Source organism: Sphingopyxis indica, from assembly GCF_032879645.1.
Classification (GTDB): Bacteria; Pseudomonadota; Alphaproteobacteria; order Sphingomonadales; family Sphingomonadaceae; genus Sphingopyxis; species Sphingopyxis indica.
Genome location: NZ_CP076394.1, coordinates 493180 through 510739, shown reverse-complemented (window position 1 = coordinate 510739; position 17560 = coordinate 493180). Strand labels below are relative to the sequence as shown.

Here is a 17560-nt window from a genome sequence, read left to right as displayed (position 1 = left end):
CCGGCACGCCCTTACCGGCTTCTTAACTTCTCCTTCGCAAAATGGCGCCGCAACGGCACCGCCCTCGACTCGGTGCCCGGTCTGAAAGGTCGCCCCGATGAGCCAATTGGAGTCGGCAGCATTGACGCTCGCCGGCGTTTCTCTGCTCTTCCTGCTGATCGTCTTTCTCGTCTGGCGCATATGGCGCCAGCCTGCGGCGGCCGCCCCGATGGCGAGTCTTCGCGACCTGCGCCTGCCGGCCTTCTCCCGCGCGCACGGCGACGCGCCCGAAGTCGAGATCGCGCCCTCGCGCCTCGCCCGGATTCGCGGCGAAATGCCCGCCGCCGAACCCGAGATCGAGGGCTTCGACACCCCCGCTCCGAGCGAAACCTACACGCCCGTCGAGGCCGGGGCGATGGTTGCGGCGGCTTTCGCCGAGCCCGAACCCGCGATCGCGGCCGCACTCGCCGACGAGGCGCTGGCCGCCGAACGACGGGCCGACTTCGCTGCGCCCGACCGCGACACTGCGCTACAGGTCCTGCTCATGCCCCAGATTCCGCCGCGCGACGCGATCTTGACGCGTAGCCGCCTCGGCGGCCGCCCGCGGCTCCCCGCCGATATGGACTGGCCGCGCATCGACGGGGTAAAGGGCGACTTCCTCGCGCAGATCGCCTGTGCCGACCTGCCCGCCGATCTGTGGGACGGGCTCGGGCCGCGCACGGGCTGGCTTGCGATCTTCGCGCATCCCGAAACGGGCGTCGGATCGGCGATCCACGTCGCCGAAGAAGGCCCGCCGCGCGATCCTCCGCAGGGTGCGGGCAACGCGCTGTTCGGTCCTTGGGGCGGGCTGCGCTTCGGCGACCTGGCGACGCTCGCGGTCCGCGCCTTCCCCGAATGGCCGGTCGATGTCGTCGCCGGGGCCGAAGCGCCACCCGCGTTCGACGACGCTCTCGCGAGCGACGCGGTCGAATATGACATCGCGGACCCCGCCTTCCATCCGTTCGACTGGGACAGCATGCGGATGCTGGGGGCGGTGCTCGACCGGCGCATCGCGCGGTTGCAAACGGGCACCGGAGCCCCCGCCGACGCCAGCGACGAATATCTTGCGGCACTCGCCGATGCGACCGAGACCAACCGCGCGACCGCGGCCGGCGCCACCGAGATCGTGGCGATCATTCGCGACAGCGCGGGCCAGCACGAATTCACGCCGTCCGACGCGACGGCGGTGATGGCGGCGCTGCACGCGGTGCGCTGGAAGCATGTCCTCTGCTACCCCGATCCCGAGACAGGCGAAGATCGCATCGAAACGCTGACCCTGCCGCTCACCCGCCACGACCCGCGCGCGCCGCTGTGGGTGCACGACTATCGCGCGCTGCTGCTCGACGCCGCCAAGCACGCCTGGCTCGCCGACCCGGCGCGGCTGTCGGCACCCGCGCGTGCGTGGTTCGAGCCGCTGTGGCGGCAGCTCGCGGCTGCGGAGGCCGCGACGATGGGCGGCGCGCCGTCGCAGCCGCTCGTCGGTTTCGATCCCGACTATGAGGCGGTGCTCATCGAGCTGCCGACGAGCGGGCTGATGAGCCGGCTTGTAGGCGAAGGTGAAAATCTGGTGCTGACGATCCGCAAGGCCGACCTTGCGGCGGGCGATTTCTCGAAGGTCGCGACGCGCCGCTCCCGCGCCTGACGCCTCCCATTACGCTTGACGTTCCGGTAAACTTGCGGGCCGCTGCCGCCCCGCTTAGGTGTGGGCCGAACAATCTTGTGGGAGAGTTTTCATGGCACGCATCGCAATCGTCACCGGTGGCAGCCGCGGCATCGGAGAGGCGATCAGCCTCGCGCTGAAGGCGCAGGGCGTCACCGTCGTCGCCAACTATGGCGGCAACGACGAAAAGGCAAAGGCCTTCACCGACCGCACCGGAATCAAGGCGTATAAGTGGGACGTCGGCGACCATCAGGCGTGCCTCGACGGCTGCGCGCGGGTGACCGAAGAGGTCGGGCCGGTCGACATCGTCGTCAACAACGCCGGCATCACCCGCGACGGCACCCTCGCGCGGATGAGCTTCGACGACTGGAACGATGTGATGCGCATCAATCTCGGCGGCTGTTTCAACATGGCGAAGGCCTGCTTTCCCGGCATGGTCGAGCGCGGCTGGGGCCGCATCGTCAACATCGGCTCGATCAACGGCCAGGCGGGCCAGTACGGGCAGGTCAATTATGCCGCTGCCAAATCGGGCATCCACGGCTTCACCAAGGCGCTCGCGCAGGAAGGCGCGAAGAAGGGCGTGACCGTGAACGCGATCGCGCCGGGCTATATCGACACCGACATGGTCGCCGCGGTCCCGCCGCAGGTGCTCGAAAAGATCGTCGCCAAGATCCCGGTCGGCCGCCTCGGCCACGCCGAGGAAATCGCGCGCGGGGTCGTCTTCCTGTGCAGCGAGGACGCGGGGTTCGTCACCGGATCGACGATGAGCATCAACGGCGGCCAGCATATGTATTGAGGCGAGCCGGAAAGGTCGACTTGGCCTCCCCGCACCCCTTCATCGTCATCCCAGCGAAGGCGGAGATCCAGCTTTTTCTTCTTTGTGCCTTTGTGCCTTTGCGTGAGATTATTCGGGATCACGCAAAGGCGCAGAGAGCGCAAAGGGCTTTGGACCGACCTCCGGGCTATCCAGCCGCATGATAAAGGCTGGATTCCCGTTTTCGCGGGAATGACGAGTCAAGAATACGACGGCTCTCTCACTCGATCGTCACCCCCACCACGCGCCATTGCCCGCCTTCGCGCACAAGCGACAGCGTCTCGATCGCGCCCGTCTTGTTTGCATAGTTGGTGCGGAACTTGACCATCTGATAGCCATAGGGCGGCGCGGGCACCGTCTCTTCGCTGAGCAGCACCCGCGACTTTACCGCCCCCAGCGGTTCCTGCACCTGTCGCGCCACCCGCGCCCAGGTTTCGACCGTGTTGAGCGTCTTGAACGATTGGCCGGTCGCCTCCCAGTTGCCGTTCCAGTCGCCCTTTTCGACCAGCGCGAGCCAGCTCCGCGCCGCCGCGACCGCAGCGCTTTCGGCAGGTGCGGTAGAGGGCGCCGCCGCGGGCGTATCGGGGGTACCGGTCATTGAAGAAAAAGCGAACAGGGCCAGGGCAAGCGACATAAGAAGACCTCCAACGATCCAGCCAAGCGGCCGCACCATGCGGGGCGGCCGCACCATGCGGGGCGCCTCGGCCGGCACGGGCCGGTCTTCGCTCGCGGGGATGCCCGCCACATCCCCCAAAAGCTTGCCCCCAAAAGATTCGGGGTCGCTGCGCTCGATCGCCCGCAACTGCCGCGCCGCCTCGCGGCTGCTCGAAACCGCCATTTTGCGCCGCGCGTCGCGCAACCGTTCGTTGATCGTGTGGACCGACAGGCCCAGATGCCGCGCCATCGACTTCGCATCATGGCCATCGACGAGCAGACGCAGCGTCTCCTTTTCCTTTTCGCTGAGCGATTGAATTCCCGTTGCCATGGCCTGTCTGCTGTTCGCGCCCGATCAGCCCAAGGTTTACGAAGTGCCGAAATCGCGATCTACCCCAAATAAATCGTATCGACGTCGCGCACAGGTTGTAGGCTGCGACCATGCGGAGCGCCTATCACCCCCCCGTCAAACGCTCGGTGACGATCGCCGGCCACCCGACGTCGATCAGCCTCGAGCCGCTCTTCTGGGACGCACTCGAAGCTGCGGCCGAACGGCTGACGCTCCCCGTCAACGCCCTCGTGGCGCGGATCGACGTCGAGCGGATGACCGCCGACGATCCGCCGAACCTGACCTCGGCGATCCGGCAATGGCTGTGGCGCAATCGCGAGAGCGGCCAGTGTCCCGATCGACCTTGACTGAGTAAGCCCGTGTCAAAGATCGTGTGTCCCCGCGGAGGCGGGGACCCATCTCCTGCCGGTTGGACATAGAGCCGTCGGGAGATGGGCTCCCGCCTCCGCGGGAGCACACGGTTTATTCAGCCAAAGATGATCTTGTTCTGGAGTCTGTCCCGTTCAGCTTGAACCGGACAAATTCTAGAGTGCGTTCGATTTTGATAGAATCAAAACCGGCACTCTAGATTCCTGTTTTGCCGTGATTTCCGAGCCGTGAAATGCTCCATTTCACTCGAAATCACTCTAGACGGCGGCGTAGATCGCCTGCCCGAAGGCCGCACCCCGGTCGGGTGCGAGGTGCAGGAACAGCTGCGGCTCGATCAGTTCGAGCTCCATGATCGCGAGCCCGCCGGCGCCGTCCTCGACCATGTCGATACGCGCATAGACCGGCGGCGCCGGCGCGGCGGCGAGGGCTGCGGCGGCGAGTTCGCGCGCAGGCCGGCTCGCGTCCCACGCCTCCTCGCGCCCGCCGAATTGCGGCTGGACGCGGAAGTCTCCGGCCGCGGGGCGCTTGACGATCGCGTGGCTGTAGCGGCCGGCGAAGAAGAAGAGCGAATATTCGCCCGCGGCGAGGATGCCCGGCATGAAGGGTTGAACGAGCCGCCGCTCGCCCAGCGCATCGGCGGGAACGCCCGCCCCCGCCGCGAGCCGGTGCGTGCCGTCCGATCCGGCCGAGATCGGCGGCTTGATCACCAGCTCGCCGGTGCCGAACGCCGCGCGTGCGTCGGCGAGCGCACCCTCGTCGAGCGCTGCGACCTCGATCGTCGGCACCACCGCGACGCCGTTGGTTCCCAGCTCGGCGAGATAGGCCTTGTCGCTGTTCCAGCGCAGCACCGGCACCGGGTTGACGACGCGCAGCCCTTCGGCCTCGAAGCGGTCGAGCAGCGCATACCAGCGCGCCGCCGCGCGCGGATAGCCCCACGCGATCAGCGGCAGCACGAGGTCGAAGCCCGACAGATCGCCGGGATCGGTCCACGCTCGCGTCTCGACCGCGAGCCCCGCCGCGGTCAGCGCACCGGTCTTGCGCGCGAGCGCGGGGTGCCAGTGCTCGCCATAATCGGCGCCGGGGGTCAGAAGCGCGACGCGCGGCTGGAATGGCATCAGCGTGCCAGCAATCCGCGCGCCTGCCCCGCGATGTGCGACAGCATCGCGCCATTGGGGTTGGGAATCGTCCGCGCGCGGTCGACCGTTGCGCGAAACTGCGCGACGCGGGCGCCCTGTTCGCCCAGCCATGCGGTCACCGCACTGTCGAGATTCTGACCCGGCAGCCCCGCGAGAAAGACGAGCCGCATCTGCTGAAAATCGCGCGCCAGGCTGTTGACGAGCAAGCGTTCCCACGGGTCGCTCGGGCTCATATGCGCCGCGAGCGTCTGCGCCCAGTCGAGCCCGAGCGCCTCGCCGAGATGGGTGAAGGCGTGCGTCACCGCGACCTCGTCGTCGCCGCGCCGTTCGGCGAGGTCGACGATGCCGATCGCGCCGTCGAGCTTGAACAGGCGGACCACCGCATGCGTCAGGGCCTCGGGCGCGCCGGCATCGAGCAATTGCTGGCTCAGCGCCTCCCATTGGCGCCGCACCGATTCGCCGAGCAGGCTGTCCACACAGTCGCTCAGCCGCTCGACGCCGGGCGCGAGCCGCGCGACGATCGGCCCCGGCTGCGCGCCCGTCGGCGCGACGCGCAGCACGTCGGCCATCTGCGACGCCATCGCGGCCGCGGCCTGGTTGAACAGCGACAGGCGGATGCTTTCGTCGATCGCCGCGGTGTCGAGCGCCGCCCAGATCGCGTCGAGACCAAGCAGCCGTTCGGCCGCAACAAAGGCGGCCGCGACGTCGCCGAGCGCGCAGCCTTCCTCTTCGACGAGCTCGAAGGGATGGACGATGCCGAGCCGGTTGACGATGCGGTTGGCGAGCTTGGTCGCGATGATCTCGCGGCGCAGCTGATGCTCTTCGATCGCCTTCGCATAGTCGCGCTGCATCTCTTCGGGGAAGGCAGCGCGCAGGTCGCGGTCGAGCGCCGGGTCGTCGGGCAGTTCGCTCGCCTCGATCGCATCCTGCAGCGCGAGTTTCGCGGTCGAGAGCAGCACCGCAAGCTCTGGCCGCGTCAGCCCGCGCCCTTCGGCCGAACGGCGCAGCAGTTCGTCATTGACCGCGAGCCCTTCGACCTTGCGGTCGAGCCGGCCGGCGGCCTCGAACGTCTCCATCGTGCGCACGAGCGACGGCACCGCGCCCGCGCCGCCCTTTTCGGCGATCGACAGCGCGAGCGCCTGAAGGCGGTTGTCCTCCAGCACCAGCGCCGCGACATCGTCGGTCATCCGCACGAGCAGCGCGTCGCGCGCCTCTTGCGATAGCCGCCCTTCGGCCATCTCGCGATTGAGGGCGATCTTGATATTGACCTCATTGTCCGAACAGTCGACGCCGGCGCTATTGTCGATGAAGTCGGTGTTGATCCGCCCGCCCTTGGCGGCAAAGGCGATGCGCGCCGCCTGCGTGACGCCCAGATTCGCGCCCTCGCCGACGGCGCGGACGCGCAGATCTTCGGCATCGACGCGCAGCGCGTCGTTGGCGGGATCGCCGACCTCGGCATTATTCTGGCCCGCGGCCTTCACATAGGTGCCGATACCGCCGAACCAGAGCAGATCGGCGGGCGCCTTGAGGATCGCCGAGATCAGGCCCGACGGGTCGATTTCGGGCTGCGACAGGCCGAGCAGCGCCTGCGCTTCGGGGCTCAGGGGAATGCTCTTCTGGCTGCGCGGGAAGACCCCGCCGCCCTTCGAGATCAGCTTCTTGTCATAATCGTCCCAGCTCGATCGCGGCAGGTCGAACATCCGCTGCCGTTCCTTCCAGCTCTTCGCCGGATCGGGATCGGGGTCGAGGAAGATGTGGCGATGATCGAACGCCGCGACGAGCTTTATCGCCTTCGACAGCAGCATCCCGTTGCCGAACACGTCGCCCGACATGTCACCGCAGCCGACGACGCGGATGCTCTCGCTCTGCACGTCGACGCCCATCTCGGCGAAATGCCGCTGGACCGAGACCCACGCCCCCTTGGCGGTGATCCCCATCGCCTTATGGTCATAGCCGTGCGAGCCGCCACTCGCGAACGCGTCGCCGAGCCAGAAATCGCGCTCCATCGCCAGCCCGTTCGCCACGTCGGAGAAGGTCGCGGTGCCCTTGTCGGCGGCGACGACGAAATAGGGGTCCTCGCCGTCGCGGATCGTCACCCCTTTCGGATGCACGACCTTGCCGCCGACGATATTGTCGGTGATCGACAGCAGCGAGCGGATGAAGATGCGATAGCATTCGGTGCCTTCCGCGAACCAGGCGTCGCGGTCGAGCGCCGGGTCGGGGAGCGCCTTGGGATAAAAGCCGCCCTTCGCGCCGGTCGGCACGATCACCGCATTTTTGACGCGCTGCGCCTTCATCAGCCCAAGGATTTCGGTGCGGAAGTCGTCGCGCCGGTCGGACCATCGGAGGCCACCGCGCGCGACCGGGCCGGCGCGCAGGTGGATGCCCTCGACGCGCGGGCTATAGACGAACACCTCGCGCCACGGCAGCGGCTTGGGCAGCCCCGGAATCTGGCTCGAATCGATCTTGAAGGCGAGCGCTTCGGCCGCTGCGGGGGAAAAGGCGTTGGTGCGCAGCGTCGCGCCGATCACCGCGTTGAACAGCCGCAGGATGCGGTCGTCGTCGATCGACTTGATGCCGGCGAAATCGGCCTGAATGTCGGCCGCCAACGCCTCGGCGCGCGCCGCATCGGTGCGCCCGGGATCGTGCAGCGCGCAGAAGCGCTCGATCATCGCATGGGTCAGATCGGGCGCGTGGCGCAGCGCCGCGACGACGGTGTCCATGCCATAGGCCGAGCCGCCCTGGCGCAGATAGCGGAACCAGGCGCGCAGCCACACGATCGCCTGCGGATCGGTCTGGGTGACGAGCACCAGCTCGTTGAACGCGTCATTCTCGGCGCGCCCCTCGAGCACCGCGGCGATCGCCCCCTCGATCACCGGGACGTGCGGCAGCAGCGCGGTCTCGTCGACCGCGGCGGGAAGGCCGAGCGTGAAGTCGTGGATGAAGGCGGGCGGCTCGTCGTCGGCGCCGGGCGCCGGGCGACCGTAATTCAGCGCGGTCGGAATTTCCTCGAGCACCTCGAAGCCGAAATGTTCGAGCGCCGGGACGACGTCGGACAAGGCGAGCGCGCCCGACGCGCTATAGACTTTGAGCCGCATCCGGTCGTCGCCGTCGAGGCTCTTGAGTGCGAGGCGCACGCCGCGCGGATGCTCGGCGTCGAGGTCGCGCAGCCGCAATATGTCGCGTGCCGCCTCTTCGGGGTCATAGAGGTTGCGGTAATTGGGCGGAAAGAGCGGCGCGAAGCGCGATGCCAGCGCCGCCGCGCGCCCCGCGTCGCCGCGCCGCGCGAGCGCCGCCTCGACCTCGGGTTGCCAGCCGCGCACCATCTGCTCGAGCATCGTGCCGAGCGCCTCCTCGTCGGGAATCACCCCGCCGCTTCTGAGGTCGAGCGTGTAGCGCAAGAGCGCCGCGCCGCCATCCTCGAGCACCATCGTCCAGCCGATCACCCCGGCGCGCGCCTCGCGCACCAGCATCGCCTCGATCGCAAGGCGGCGGCCGGTCGATACCTCGTCGCGCGGCAACCAGACGAAGACGAACAAATGCCGCCCGAGCGCGCTCCTGACCGTCACCAGTTTCGGCCGCGGCCGGTCGGTGATCGACATCGAGGTGAGCGCGAGCCGTTCGAGCGAGGCGGCGTCAAAGGCGATCAGCAGGTCGTGCGGCAGCGCGGTGAGCGCGTGCGCGAGCGCCTTGCCGGCGTGACCCGCGGGATCGAAATCGAACTTGTCCATCAGCGCCGCAAGCTGCGCGCGCAGGACGGGCACCTTCGCGGGCGGGGTGGAAAGCGCCTGACTCGTCCACAGCCCGGCGTGGATCGACAGCCGTTCGACCGCCTTGCCCTTCATCTCGGGAACGATCACGAGGTCGAGCAGCACGCGGCGATGCACCGCCGACAGCCGGTTCGACTTGATCAGCAGCGGCCCCGCGCCGCCCGCGTCGAACCAGGCGAAGGCAGCGTCGAGCGCTTCGGGGGACAGGAGCGGGTTCTTGCTCGCGGCACAAATGCCGAGCGCATCCTCTGCGCCGCCCTTTCGCGTCCGCCATTCATGGCCGAGCTGGGTCATCGCGCCACCCTCGAACCAGCGGAGCAGTTCGGCGCTCTCGTCGTCGCAGCGCATCGCGGCGTCGGCGAGCATCGCCGCGCGCATCGCCTTCCAGTCGGCGACCGCGGCGCGGACGTCGGCGAGCGCCGCCTCGATCGCGTCGAGCAGCCGCCGCCGCGCGCGCGCGTCGCCGCGCTCGACCTCCATATAGATGACCGATTCGCGCGCCGCGCCCTTTTCGGGGGCGCCGGCTTCGGTCAGATGCCCCTTGGCGTCGCGCTTCGCCGACACGACGGGGTGCAGGATGCGGTGCACGACCAGCCCTTGCGCCGCCGCGACCTGCGAGGTCGAATCGACGAGGAAGGGCATGTCGTCGTTGACGATCGCGAGCCGCATCCGCCGGTCGGTGCCGTCGGCCGCGAGCGGTTCGAGCGCGAGCACCGGCGTGCCTTTGGGCCGGTCGAGCGCGGTGCGCGCGACGAAGGCGCTCGCTTCGGCAAGCGCGGCCTCGTCCATATCGTCGCCCTCGCCCGGAAGCGCGCTGCCTCGCAGCGCGGTCAGGAAGGCGGACTGGATTTTCTTGGGAAGAGCAGGAGCGGAGACGGTGGGGGCGTCCGATTCCGAATTTTCAGGCATAGGGTGCAGCATCCGAACCAAAAGGCGGGCCTGTCGCCAGCGGGCGGCGGGCCCAGTCGCTTGCGCCCCTATGCGCCTGCCGCGCGCGCGGCTCAAGTCCCCCCGGCGCCCCTCGCGTAAAAATATTTCAAGGATTGGTTCTTCTGTTGCGCTGCAACACGAAAGGGTCAGCCGCCCGGCGTGATCGGAATTGCCTTCCTAGCGAGCTTGGCAACCAGCGCCGCGTCATCGGCCGCCTTGGCGACGATGCCGATGTGGCCGCCCGGCATCGCGCGGGCGATCAGCACGACGAACTCGGCCTCGCCCGGATCATGTTCGAGGATCACCGCGGGGTGCGCGGTGCGCAGGGCGTCGAGCGCCGGGTCCGCGGCGGTTTCGGCCGGCTTGTCGGGCTTGCGCCGCGCGCGCGCATCCTTGACGAGCCCCTTGAGTCCGCCCGGATAGCGATCGAGATAGGCCGCAAGCTCGCCGCGGCCGACGCGCTCTTCCTTCGCATGACCGAGCGCGCATGCATATTCGGCCAGCCGCGTCTTGTCGTAATTCGCACCGAACACCAGCTTGACCACCGGCGTCATCGGCGCGCGCTCCTGCGCGCGGAGCCCCGCGTCGTCCAGCAGTTCGGCAAAGGCGCCCGGCTGCACCTCGGCGGCGAGCGCGAAATCCCAAGCCTTGCCGACCGCCTGATAGAGTGCGCTGCGGCTGCGGCTGTCGGCGGCGATGGCGCGCGCGGCGGTTTCGCGCGCGAGCGCGAGCCAGTCGGCGAGTTCGGCGTCGGCCGCGGGCTCGGCTGGTGCATCGTCTTCGACCGGCGCTGCGGCTGCGGCGCCACGCGGCACCAGCGGCCCATCCGGCGGCGCGGGCGCGTCGTCGAGCACCGCAAAGCCCGGCGCCGCGCCGTCGCTTCGCGCTTCTTCTTCTTCGTCCATATGCCCCGAGTCGGGACCGTCGGCCCACACCGGCACCGGCGCGGTCAGCGGCGCGGCGGTGCGCAGCGCCTGATCGACCGACAGCTGAAGCTCGGCCGCCTGATCGGCGGGCGCGGCTTCCTTCCAGTTGATGACGCCGAGGATGAAGTCGATCGTGTCGTCGTCGGACGAGAAGGGCAACAGGATGCCGCGATACATGATCGTCACGCCGCGATCGCTTTCGAACTCGGCCTCGAAACCGATCGGCGCCCGGTTGGCGATAATCTGCAGATAATGGTCGGTCAGCCGCGAGAGCAGCGAACGCCCCGGTATCTGGCTGATATAATGGACTTCTTCGTCGATCCGCGATTCGCCCCGAATGCGATCGCCGAGAAAGGCGATCGCCGGATCCTCGATGCCCGCGGTGAAGTCGAGAAGCACCGAATAGGGACCGAAATCGCCCGCGCTATCGAGATCGAGATCCTCGACCGACGGATAGGCGCGGTTGCCGAGCAGCGACGCCCAGTGATTATAGGCCCGAACCTGCATCCGCCGTTCGTCGACGCCGACGGCGGCCGGCGCGTCGATGCCGCCGTCCTCCCGGTCGTGGCTGCCCGAAAGCAGTCCGCGCATGCTGTCCATCATTCATCCCCACTGGCGAATATCGGGTCATGCCATGCGCCCGAAGTGGTAAAGGCCGCGTAAACGATGCGGCGGGGAAACGCGGACAAATGGCGAAAATGCAGGCGCTATCGGCGCTAATCACACCCGGAATGGTCAGGGCGTCGCTTACCCTGTCACGGTATAAACGGCGGCAATGGACCAGATTCGCGACGCAATCTATCACGAACAGATGGCGCGGGTGGCGCGGCGCAAGGCCGAGCTGACCGACGACCCCTTCCTCGCGCGCCGCCTGCGCGAAGCGGCGATCCGGCACGAACGCACTGCGCGCCGCATGCGCCGCGAAGAAAGGGACACGCCGCCGCCCGCGGAGTGAGCCATCCTCGAATTCGACGACCCGTCTCCGATCGGCGGCAGATCCCGAATCATCCGTTAACCATGACCATGAAGCCTATCCTCACACTGCTGCCCCATAGGTGGCAATATGAGGATAGGAACGCCCCTTGCCGCAAACAGTCTGCGTTGCTTGGCCGGCGCCACCGTGGCCAGCGCAACTGTTGTCGGATTTGGGTCCGCACCTGCCGGGGCCGCTGTGAAGATCGACAATGTAAAACCGGCCTTGAGCGGCGAGTTTCCGTGCTCGGCTACCGGCCCGATTTCCGAGGTTTCACAAGACACGCTTTCGCGGCGGATATTGGGCGGATCGCCCAGTGCGCTCGACCGGATCAGGCTCAGTCAGACAGCCGGTGCTGTCCCGTCGGAAAACGCGTTGCCGATCGGGCGTATCGCATCCGCCGGGCCCGAGGGCGCCGCGGGGAGAGGGCTTTTGGCGCCGGCAAGTCGGACGCCACGCCCTTTCAACCAGCCTTGGCATGACGGCGCGGCGGACGCCTGCGGAATCGGCGCAAAAGCGCCTTCCGATAAAATCGACGCCGCTTCCGCATATATTCCCGCTCGGGCGCCGGAGTTCGATACTTCGATGGAACTCGGAACGAGGCCGATTGCCATCAAGCACACGCGGTTCGATGCGCGATGGGCGAGGGTCCGACGGGCGGCTCCGCCGCAGCTCATGCGAGCAGAGCTCGGCAAGGCCGATGTGCGTAGCGGACTGAACGAAGAGGATATATTCGCGCGCGTCAATCGCTGGGTCAATCGTCGGATCGCGTATCGCGCCGACGATCAGAATTATCGTCAGCGGGACTTTTGGGCAACGGCGCAACAGACGATCGCGCGCGGTAGCGGCGACTGCGAGGATTTCGCAATTCTCAAGATGCACATGCTACGCGCCGCCGGAATTGCGCCCACGCGCATGAAGCTGGTATTGCTGCGCGATCTGGCAGCGAACGCCGATCATGCCTTCCTCCTGGTTCGGACTGACAAGGGGGATGTGGTTCTCGATAACACCACGGACCGTGTCTACAGCGGGCGCGAAGCGGTGGCCGTGAGGCCCGTGTTGTCGTTCGGCGCAACCGGGCAATGGGTCCATGGCTATCGAAACGAAGATCGACAGCCCGTCATCGCCTCGATTCCTGCTACCGGACAGCGGGTGGCTCTGGCGTCAGTCGATCAGCGTTCCGTGAGTGCCGTGCCGCTGATCTTCAAGACGGGCTTCAGCAGATAGCTGAGGACCGATTTTTTACCGGTCAGGATTTCGACGTCACAGAGCATGCCCGGCGTGATCGGAAGCTGCTTGCCGTTCGATACGAGAAACGCATCGCTCGTTTCCACAACAAGCGTGAAATAGGCCTGACGTTCGACCTCGTCATAGATGCTGTCGGGCGATACGCGGACGACTTTGCCCTTGAGCCCGCCGTAGATCGAAAAATCATAGGCGGTAACCTTGACGTTGGCTGGGTCGCCGACCTTGATGAAAGCAATGTCTCGCGGCGTGACCCGCGTTTCGACCAGAAGCTTTTCGCCCAAAGGCACGATCTGCATGATCTGCTCGCCGGCATTGACATAGCCACCCAATGTGTTGACGAGCAGATCGTTCACGACCCCGCGGGCCGGCGAACGGATTTCCGAGCGGGCGAGACGGCCTTCTGCGCCCCTGATCGTTTCCTGGTTGACGGCCATCTTGGTCGTTACCTGGCTCCGCTCGTTCAACGCTTCCTGCTGGAAATCGTACCGCGCGCGCGCCATCTCGGCCTGAGCCTCGCGCACCGCCGCTTCGGACCTCGAGATCGCTTGTCGCGCTGCTGCCAGTCGCCCCTGCAAGTCGACCACCTCGCGTCGGGCGGACAGGAGCTCCGTCTGCGGCACGACCGATTTCGCCGCAAGCGGTTCGAGCATCTTCACCTCTTCGCGCGCGAGCTTGAGGCTGGATTCGAGCGAGTTGGCCGTGGCCTGCGCTTCTCCGAGGTCCCGTCTTCGCTGTTCGACCGCCGCAGACATGGCGGATAGCTGACTTTCGAGCGCAGATCGTCTTACATCGAGCAATTTTGCCTCGTCACCGCAGGCGTCTCCCGAACAGTTTCCGCCACCGGCTTCGCTGGCAAGCCGCGCTGCGCGCTGGGCAAGGCGTTCGTTCTCCGTCTCCAACTGGCCCAGCTCGGACTGCGACGATGTATTGTCGAGGCGGACGAGCAGCTGCCCCTTGTTGACGGTCTGCCCTGATCGCACGAGGATTTCCTTGATTGTCGACGGCTCCGCTGACTGGATGATCTGCACTTTCGATGACGGAATCACGCGCCCCTGACCGCGCGTCACCTCGTCGACGCGCGCGATGCTCGCCCAAAGCAGGAACAGGACGAACCCCGCCGCCGCGGCTACGATGATCTGTTCGGCCCCCCGCAAGCGTAGCCAGTATTTCAACATTGGATTCTGCCTCTTCGTAACCCTGGGTCCTGACCCTAGGGTCAGGACCCATTAATTCCACGTTCGAGGCGTCGAAATGGCGAAGATATCGGGCCTTTGCGGGTGCAGCGGGTAGCATCGCTACCCGCAAGGCCGCGAAGGTCCGAGATCGAAGCCATTTCGGCGTCCCTTCGGGATTTGACCGATTTTGCCCAGGGCTGCGTCGAAAAGCCTTGAAATATATTCATATTCCTGCGCCTTTCCTCCTTGCCCTGAACAAAATCGCTTCAAACCTCGAACGTGGAATTAATGGGTCCTGACCCTAGTCGCCGCTGCTGCTCGCGACGGGAGACGGCATGGCCTGCTGGCTGGCCATCGCCTCGAAACGCGATTCGGTTTGCGAGAGATCGGGCAGGCTGGGTGTCCAACCTTTTGTCGGATCAACGCGCCCGCCGACGTCATTGTCGGCGCGGCGATCGGTGGGGTCGCGCCTCAGCGCCATCGTCGTCCCGTCCGCCGATGCGGAGACCACCGCAGAGGCGGCCGCGGACCCTCGATACAGCGTGTCGAGCGACGGTATCCATTCGGTTCCGCCATAGGGGGTTATGAAAGCCGCCCGCTTGCCCCAGCCTCCCGGCCAGCGATAAAAGATATGGGTTCCCAACTGTTCGATTTTCGTCAGCTTCGGCGCCCACCGCGGAAGAACATAATTCGCATGATAGTGGGTGGCCATGCCCACGTCCGCTTCGACATGACCGGCAAGCGCGGCGCGGGCTATTTCCGCCGCGCGACGCCAAAGCGCCGGGACCGGTGCCCGTCGTATCGACCCGTCGCAAGTGAAGCTGAATTGGCATCCCGGTCTGGAACTGCCCTGATACACCACCCCGCAAACGGTGCGCGGGAAGGCGGGATGCCGCAGTCGATTGAGGATGACCTGCGCAACTGCCGCTTTGCCCGAATCCGATTCGGTCGCCGCTTCGTAATAAATCGCCTGGGTGAGACAGCGCTCTGCGTTGGTTTCCTGAATCGCGGAGACCTTGGGCATGTAGAAGGGGCGTGCCGCCTCAACGGGCAATTTCGATGCGGGCAGCAATGCATTTCGCGCCACCGCGTCCTTTCCTTCGACGGCCGGTGCCGGCTCGTCGACCCCGGTGTCGGCGATCAGCTTGGCGATCGCCTCGGCCCTTTCTTCTTCCTCGGCCTTCACATTGTCGCCGCCGGCGAACGACAGGCCGATCAGGCGCTGCACCCGCGGGTCGTTCGCAGCCGTCACCGCAAGTCCGGTCGCGGCAAGCAGGGAGACAATGATGCCGGCACGCGTTTGAGCGACTTTCGGCAGCAGGGGGGCGACGGACCCGAATGCGGGCATTCGAGAGGGCGAATCACCGACGGATGCGGTCATGGGGTCACCTCCCCTGGCTTCGCTTGCGTCAATATTTTCTCCCGGGGACCGTCCGCAACGATCTTGCCGCCATCGATCACGATGATGCGGTCACAAAGCTGCAGCACGGCCTCCCGATGGGTCGCGATCACCACGGTCTGCGACCGGTCGAGGCGCGTCGTCAGCGCCGAGAGAAAAAACCGTTCGCTTTGCGTGTCCATCGCCCCGGTAGGTTCGTCGAGGAACAGGAGGCGTGAGGGTGAGGCGAGCGCGCGGGCGATTGCCAGAAAGCTGCGTTGGCCGCCCGACAACAGGCTGCCGCGCTCGCCTGTGACGCGATCGAGGCCACCCCCGTCGCGGCTGAGAAACCGGTCCGCGCCGATCGCTTGCAGGGTCCGGAGCAGTTCTGCGTCCGACGTCGAGGTCCCGCACATCTTCAGATTCTGTTTGATCGAGCCGCTGAACAGGACCGAATCCTGGCCGACGAACCGCAGCTGCGACCGCAAATGGATCGGCGAATATTGCCGACTATCCAATCCATCGACGTAGAGGCTTCCGCGCGTCGGCGCATAAAGGCCGCAGATCAGTCGGCCGAGCGTCGATTTGCCCGACGCAACCCGTCCGACGATTGCGATCCGTTCGCCCGGCTCGATCTTGAGGTTGATGTCGCTGAGCGAGGGGACGGCCGCGCCGGGATAGGTGAAGGACATATCGTCCAGCGTCACCTGTCCGCGGCCAATGGCGATATCGAGCGAACTGCTGCCCATCCGCCGCTCGTCGTCGGACTCGATCATCTGCTGGATGCTGGCCATAGTCGTCCAGGCCTGGCGCCCGCGGGTGATCAGAAACGCGAGCTGGCTCACCGGCGACATTGATCGGCCGGCCAGCATCACGATCGCAATGATCGCGCCCATCGATATCTTGCCGGCATCGAACAGGTAGAAACCGCCGATTATAAGCGAGAGGCTCGAGAATTGCTGGCCCAGCGATGCGAGGTTGATCGCGGCGGCGCTGGAACGACGCAGTTTGGACTGCGTCCGCGCGCTCGCATCGACCATTTGGTGCCAGCGGCCCAGCATCTGGCCTTCCGCCGCACAGCTCTTCACCGTCTCTGCGCCGCCGATGCTCTCGACGAGCATCGAATGCTGAATGCTCGCATCGGCCTGGTTTTCGAGCGCCGCCACGGTCATTCGCCGTTGCAGAAAGAAACCCGCGACAATCATGGCCGAAATGATCGCAAGCGGAACGATTGCCAGCCAGCCGGCGAGGATGGCGATCATCGCGATGAAGAGAAACAGGAAGGCAAGATCGACGACAAGCACGATCGTCGTCGAGGCAAAAAAATCGCGTACTGTCTCGAATTCCGAGACCCGACGGGCCAGCATCCCGGTGCTGCCGCGACGATCCGCCAGCGGAATATTGAGGATTTTGGAGAATATCTTCTCCGACAATTTGATATCGAGCTCGCGGCCCAGATCGTCGAGCAGGGTCGCCCGCGCGAGGCGCAGCGCAAATTCCACCGCGAAAGCAAGCAGAGCGCCGATCGCCAAGACCCAGAGGCTCGCCACGGCCTTGTTCGGCATTACCCGGTCATAGACGTTCATCGTAAACAGCGGTAGCGCGAACCCGAGCAGGTTGATCATCAGCGCGGCGCCGAGCACCGGGTAGAAGGATCGCCTCATGCGATAGACTTCACCCCAGAACCAGTGACGCTTCGCCATCTCGTCCCACGGGCGCTCGTCGGCGCGGACCGAAGTGGGATCGGCGGCGACACCAATCGCCTCACCCGCATATATTTCCTCGACGGTCTTCTCGCCTGTCCAGACCGGATCGCCGTCACCCGGCCGCCAGAACAGATATTGATCGGCCCGGTGTTCGAGAAGCACGGCGCACCCGCCATCGCGAGTACGCAGGATTGCCGGAAGCTTGCGCGCAAGCTTCCGGATCTGGCGACTCCAGAGCGTTTCATTGTTGATGAAGGCAAGATCGAGCGCGGCCTCCGCTTGGTGGAAGGGAAGCCGCCCGCTTTCATCCCGGGCGAGTGCCGAAAGCGCTGTCCGCTGGAAGTTTTGCCCAAAATGTGTCGCGACAAATTGGATGCAAGCGATCAGCGGATCTTCCGCGGGCGCAGCACGCAGCTTGTCTTGCGGGATTTGATTTCGCATTTGCCCGTGTTTT

Annotated in this window: 12 protein-coding genes; 5 read left to right on the top strand and 7 right to left on the bottom strand. The window is 66.2% G+C overall.

Going from position 1 to position 17560, the window contains the following annotated elements; all coding sequences use genetic code 11:
* Nucleotides 1-97: 97 nt before the first annotated feature.
* Together KNJ79_RS02440 and phbB are read left to right on the top strand one after the other, a co-directional pair.
* Entirely contained in the window at nt 98-1660 is a 1563-nt protein-coding gene (locus KNJ79_RS02440) for a DUF1963 domain-containing protein (protein WP_317152663.1), read from the top strand.
* A gap of 91 nt (nt 1661-1751) precedes the next feature.
* The gene (gene phbB / locus KNJ79_RS02435) at nt 1752-2474 is read left to right on the top strand and encodes an acetoacetyl-CoA reductase (protein WP_089216860.1); all 723 of its coding nucleotides are present in this window, start codon (nt 1752-1754) and stop codon (nt 2472-2474) included.
* A 238-nt stretch (nt 2475-2712) separates the two neighbouring features.
* Here the strand turns inward: phbB and KNJ79_RS02430 are convergent, their stop codons facing one another.
* Nucleotides 2713-3477, bottom strand: a complete 765-nt coding sequence (locus KNJ79_RS02430; RefSeq protein WP_317152662.1) for a helix-turn-helix domain-containing protein — start codon at nt 3475-3477, stop codon at nt 2713-2715.
* A 110-nt stretch (nt 3478-3587) separates the two neighbouring features.
* Between KNJ79_RS02430 and KNJ79_RS02425 the strand changes: the two genes are divergently transcribed.
* On the top strand, nt 3588-3842 hold the full coding sequence (locus tag KNJ79_RS02425) for a ribbon-helix-helix domain-containing protein (protein WP_317152661.1): 255 nt from the start codon (nt 3588-3590) through the stop codon (nt 3840-3842).
* A 279-nt stretch (nt 3843-4121) separates the two neighbouring features.
* On the opposite strand, the gene KNJ79_RS02420 is transcribed toward KNJ79_RS02425, so the two are convergent.
* The 3 genes from KNJ79_RS02420 to KNJ79_RS02410 all read right to left on the bottom strand — a co-directional run bounded on the left by KNJ79_RS02420 (nt 4122) and on the right by KNJ79_RS02410 (nt 11226).
* Nucleotides 4122-4979 carry an ATP-grasp domain-containing protein gene (locus KNJ79_RS02420; RefSeq protein WP_317152660.1) on the bottom strand — a complete coding sequence of 286 codons (858 nt, stop codon included), beginning with the start codon at nt 4977-4979 and terminating at the stop codon, nt 4122-4124.
* Nucleotides 4979-9679 (bottom strand): NAD-glutamate dehydrogenase, encoded by a 4701-nt coding sequence (locus tag KNJ79_RS02415; RefSeq protein ID WP_317152659.1) that lies wholly within the window; start codon nt 9677-9679, stop codon nt 4979-4981. The genes KNJ79_RS02420 and KNJ79_RS02415 overlap by 1 nt, the downstream gene beginning before the upstream one ends.
* A gap of 167 nt (nt 9680-9846) precedes the next feature.
* A complete protein-coding gene (locus KNJ79_RS02410; RefSeq protein ID WP_394357190.1) occupies nt 9847-11226 on the bottom strand; it encodes a hypothetical protein in 1380 nt (459 codons plus the stop codon).
* 175 nt (nt 11227-11401) lie between these two features.
* On the opposite strand from KNJ79_RS02410, the gene KNJ79_RS02405 reads away from it, so the two are divergent.
* Nucleotides 11402-11581, top strand: a complete 180-nt coding sequence (locus tag KNJ79_RS02405; RefSeq protein ID WP_089216865.1) for a hypothetical protein — start codon at nt 11402-11404, stop codon at nt 11579-11581.
* Nucleotides 11582-11797: 216 nt separating this feature from the next.
* Nucleotides 11798-12826, top strand: coding sequence for a transglutaminase-like cysteine peptidase (locus KNJ79_RS02400; protein ID WP_317152657.1), 1029 nt, complete (start codon nt 11798-11800; stop codon nt 12824-12826).
* On the opposite strand, the gene KNJ79_RS02395 is transcribed toward KNJ79_RS02400, so the two are convergent.
* The 3 genes from KNJ79_RS02395 to KNJ79_RS02385 all read right to left on the bottom strand — a co-directional run bounded on the left by KNJ79_RS02395 (nt 12772) and on the right by KNJ79_RS02385 (nt 17547).
* Nucleotides 12772-14022: an HlyD family type I secretion periplasmic adaptor subunit gene (locus KNJ79_RS02395; protein ID WP_317152656.1), complete on the bottom strand. Its 1251-nt coding sequence runs from the start codon at nt 14020-14022 to the stop codon at nt 12772-12774. The genes KNJ79_RS02400 and KNJ79_RS02395 overlap by 55 nt on opposite strands.
* 301 nt (nt 14023-14323) lie before the next feature.
* Complete coding sequence (locus KNJ79_RS02390; protein WP_317152655.1) at nt 14324-15403, bottom strand: cell wall hydrolase; 1080 nt, start codon at nt 15401-15403, stop codon at nt 14324-14326.
* Nucleotides 15400-17547, bottom strand: a complete 2148-nt coding sequence (locus tag KNJ79_RS02385) for a type I secretion system permease/ATPase (RefSeq protein ID WP_317152654.1) — start codon at nt 17545-17547, stop codon at nt 15400-15402. Before KNJ79_RS02385 ends, KNJ79_RS02390 begins: the two co-directional genes overlap by 4 nt.
* Nucleotides 17548-17560 lie beyond the last annotated feature (13 nt).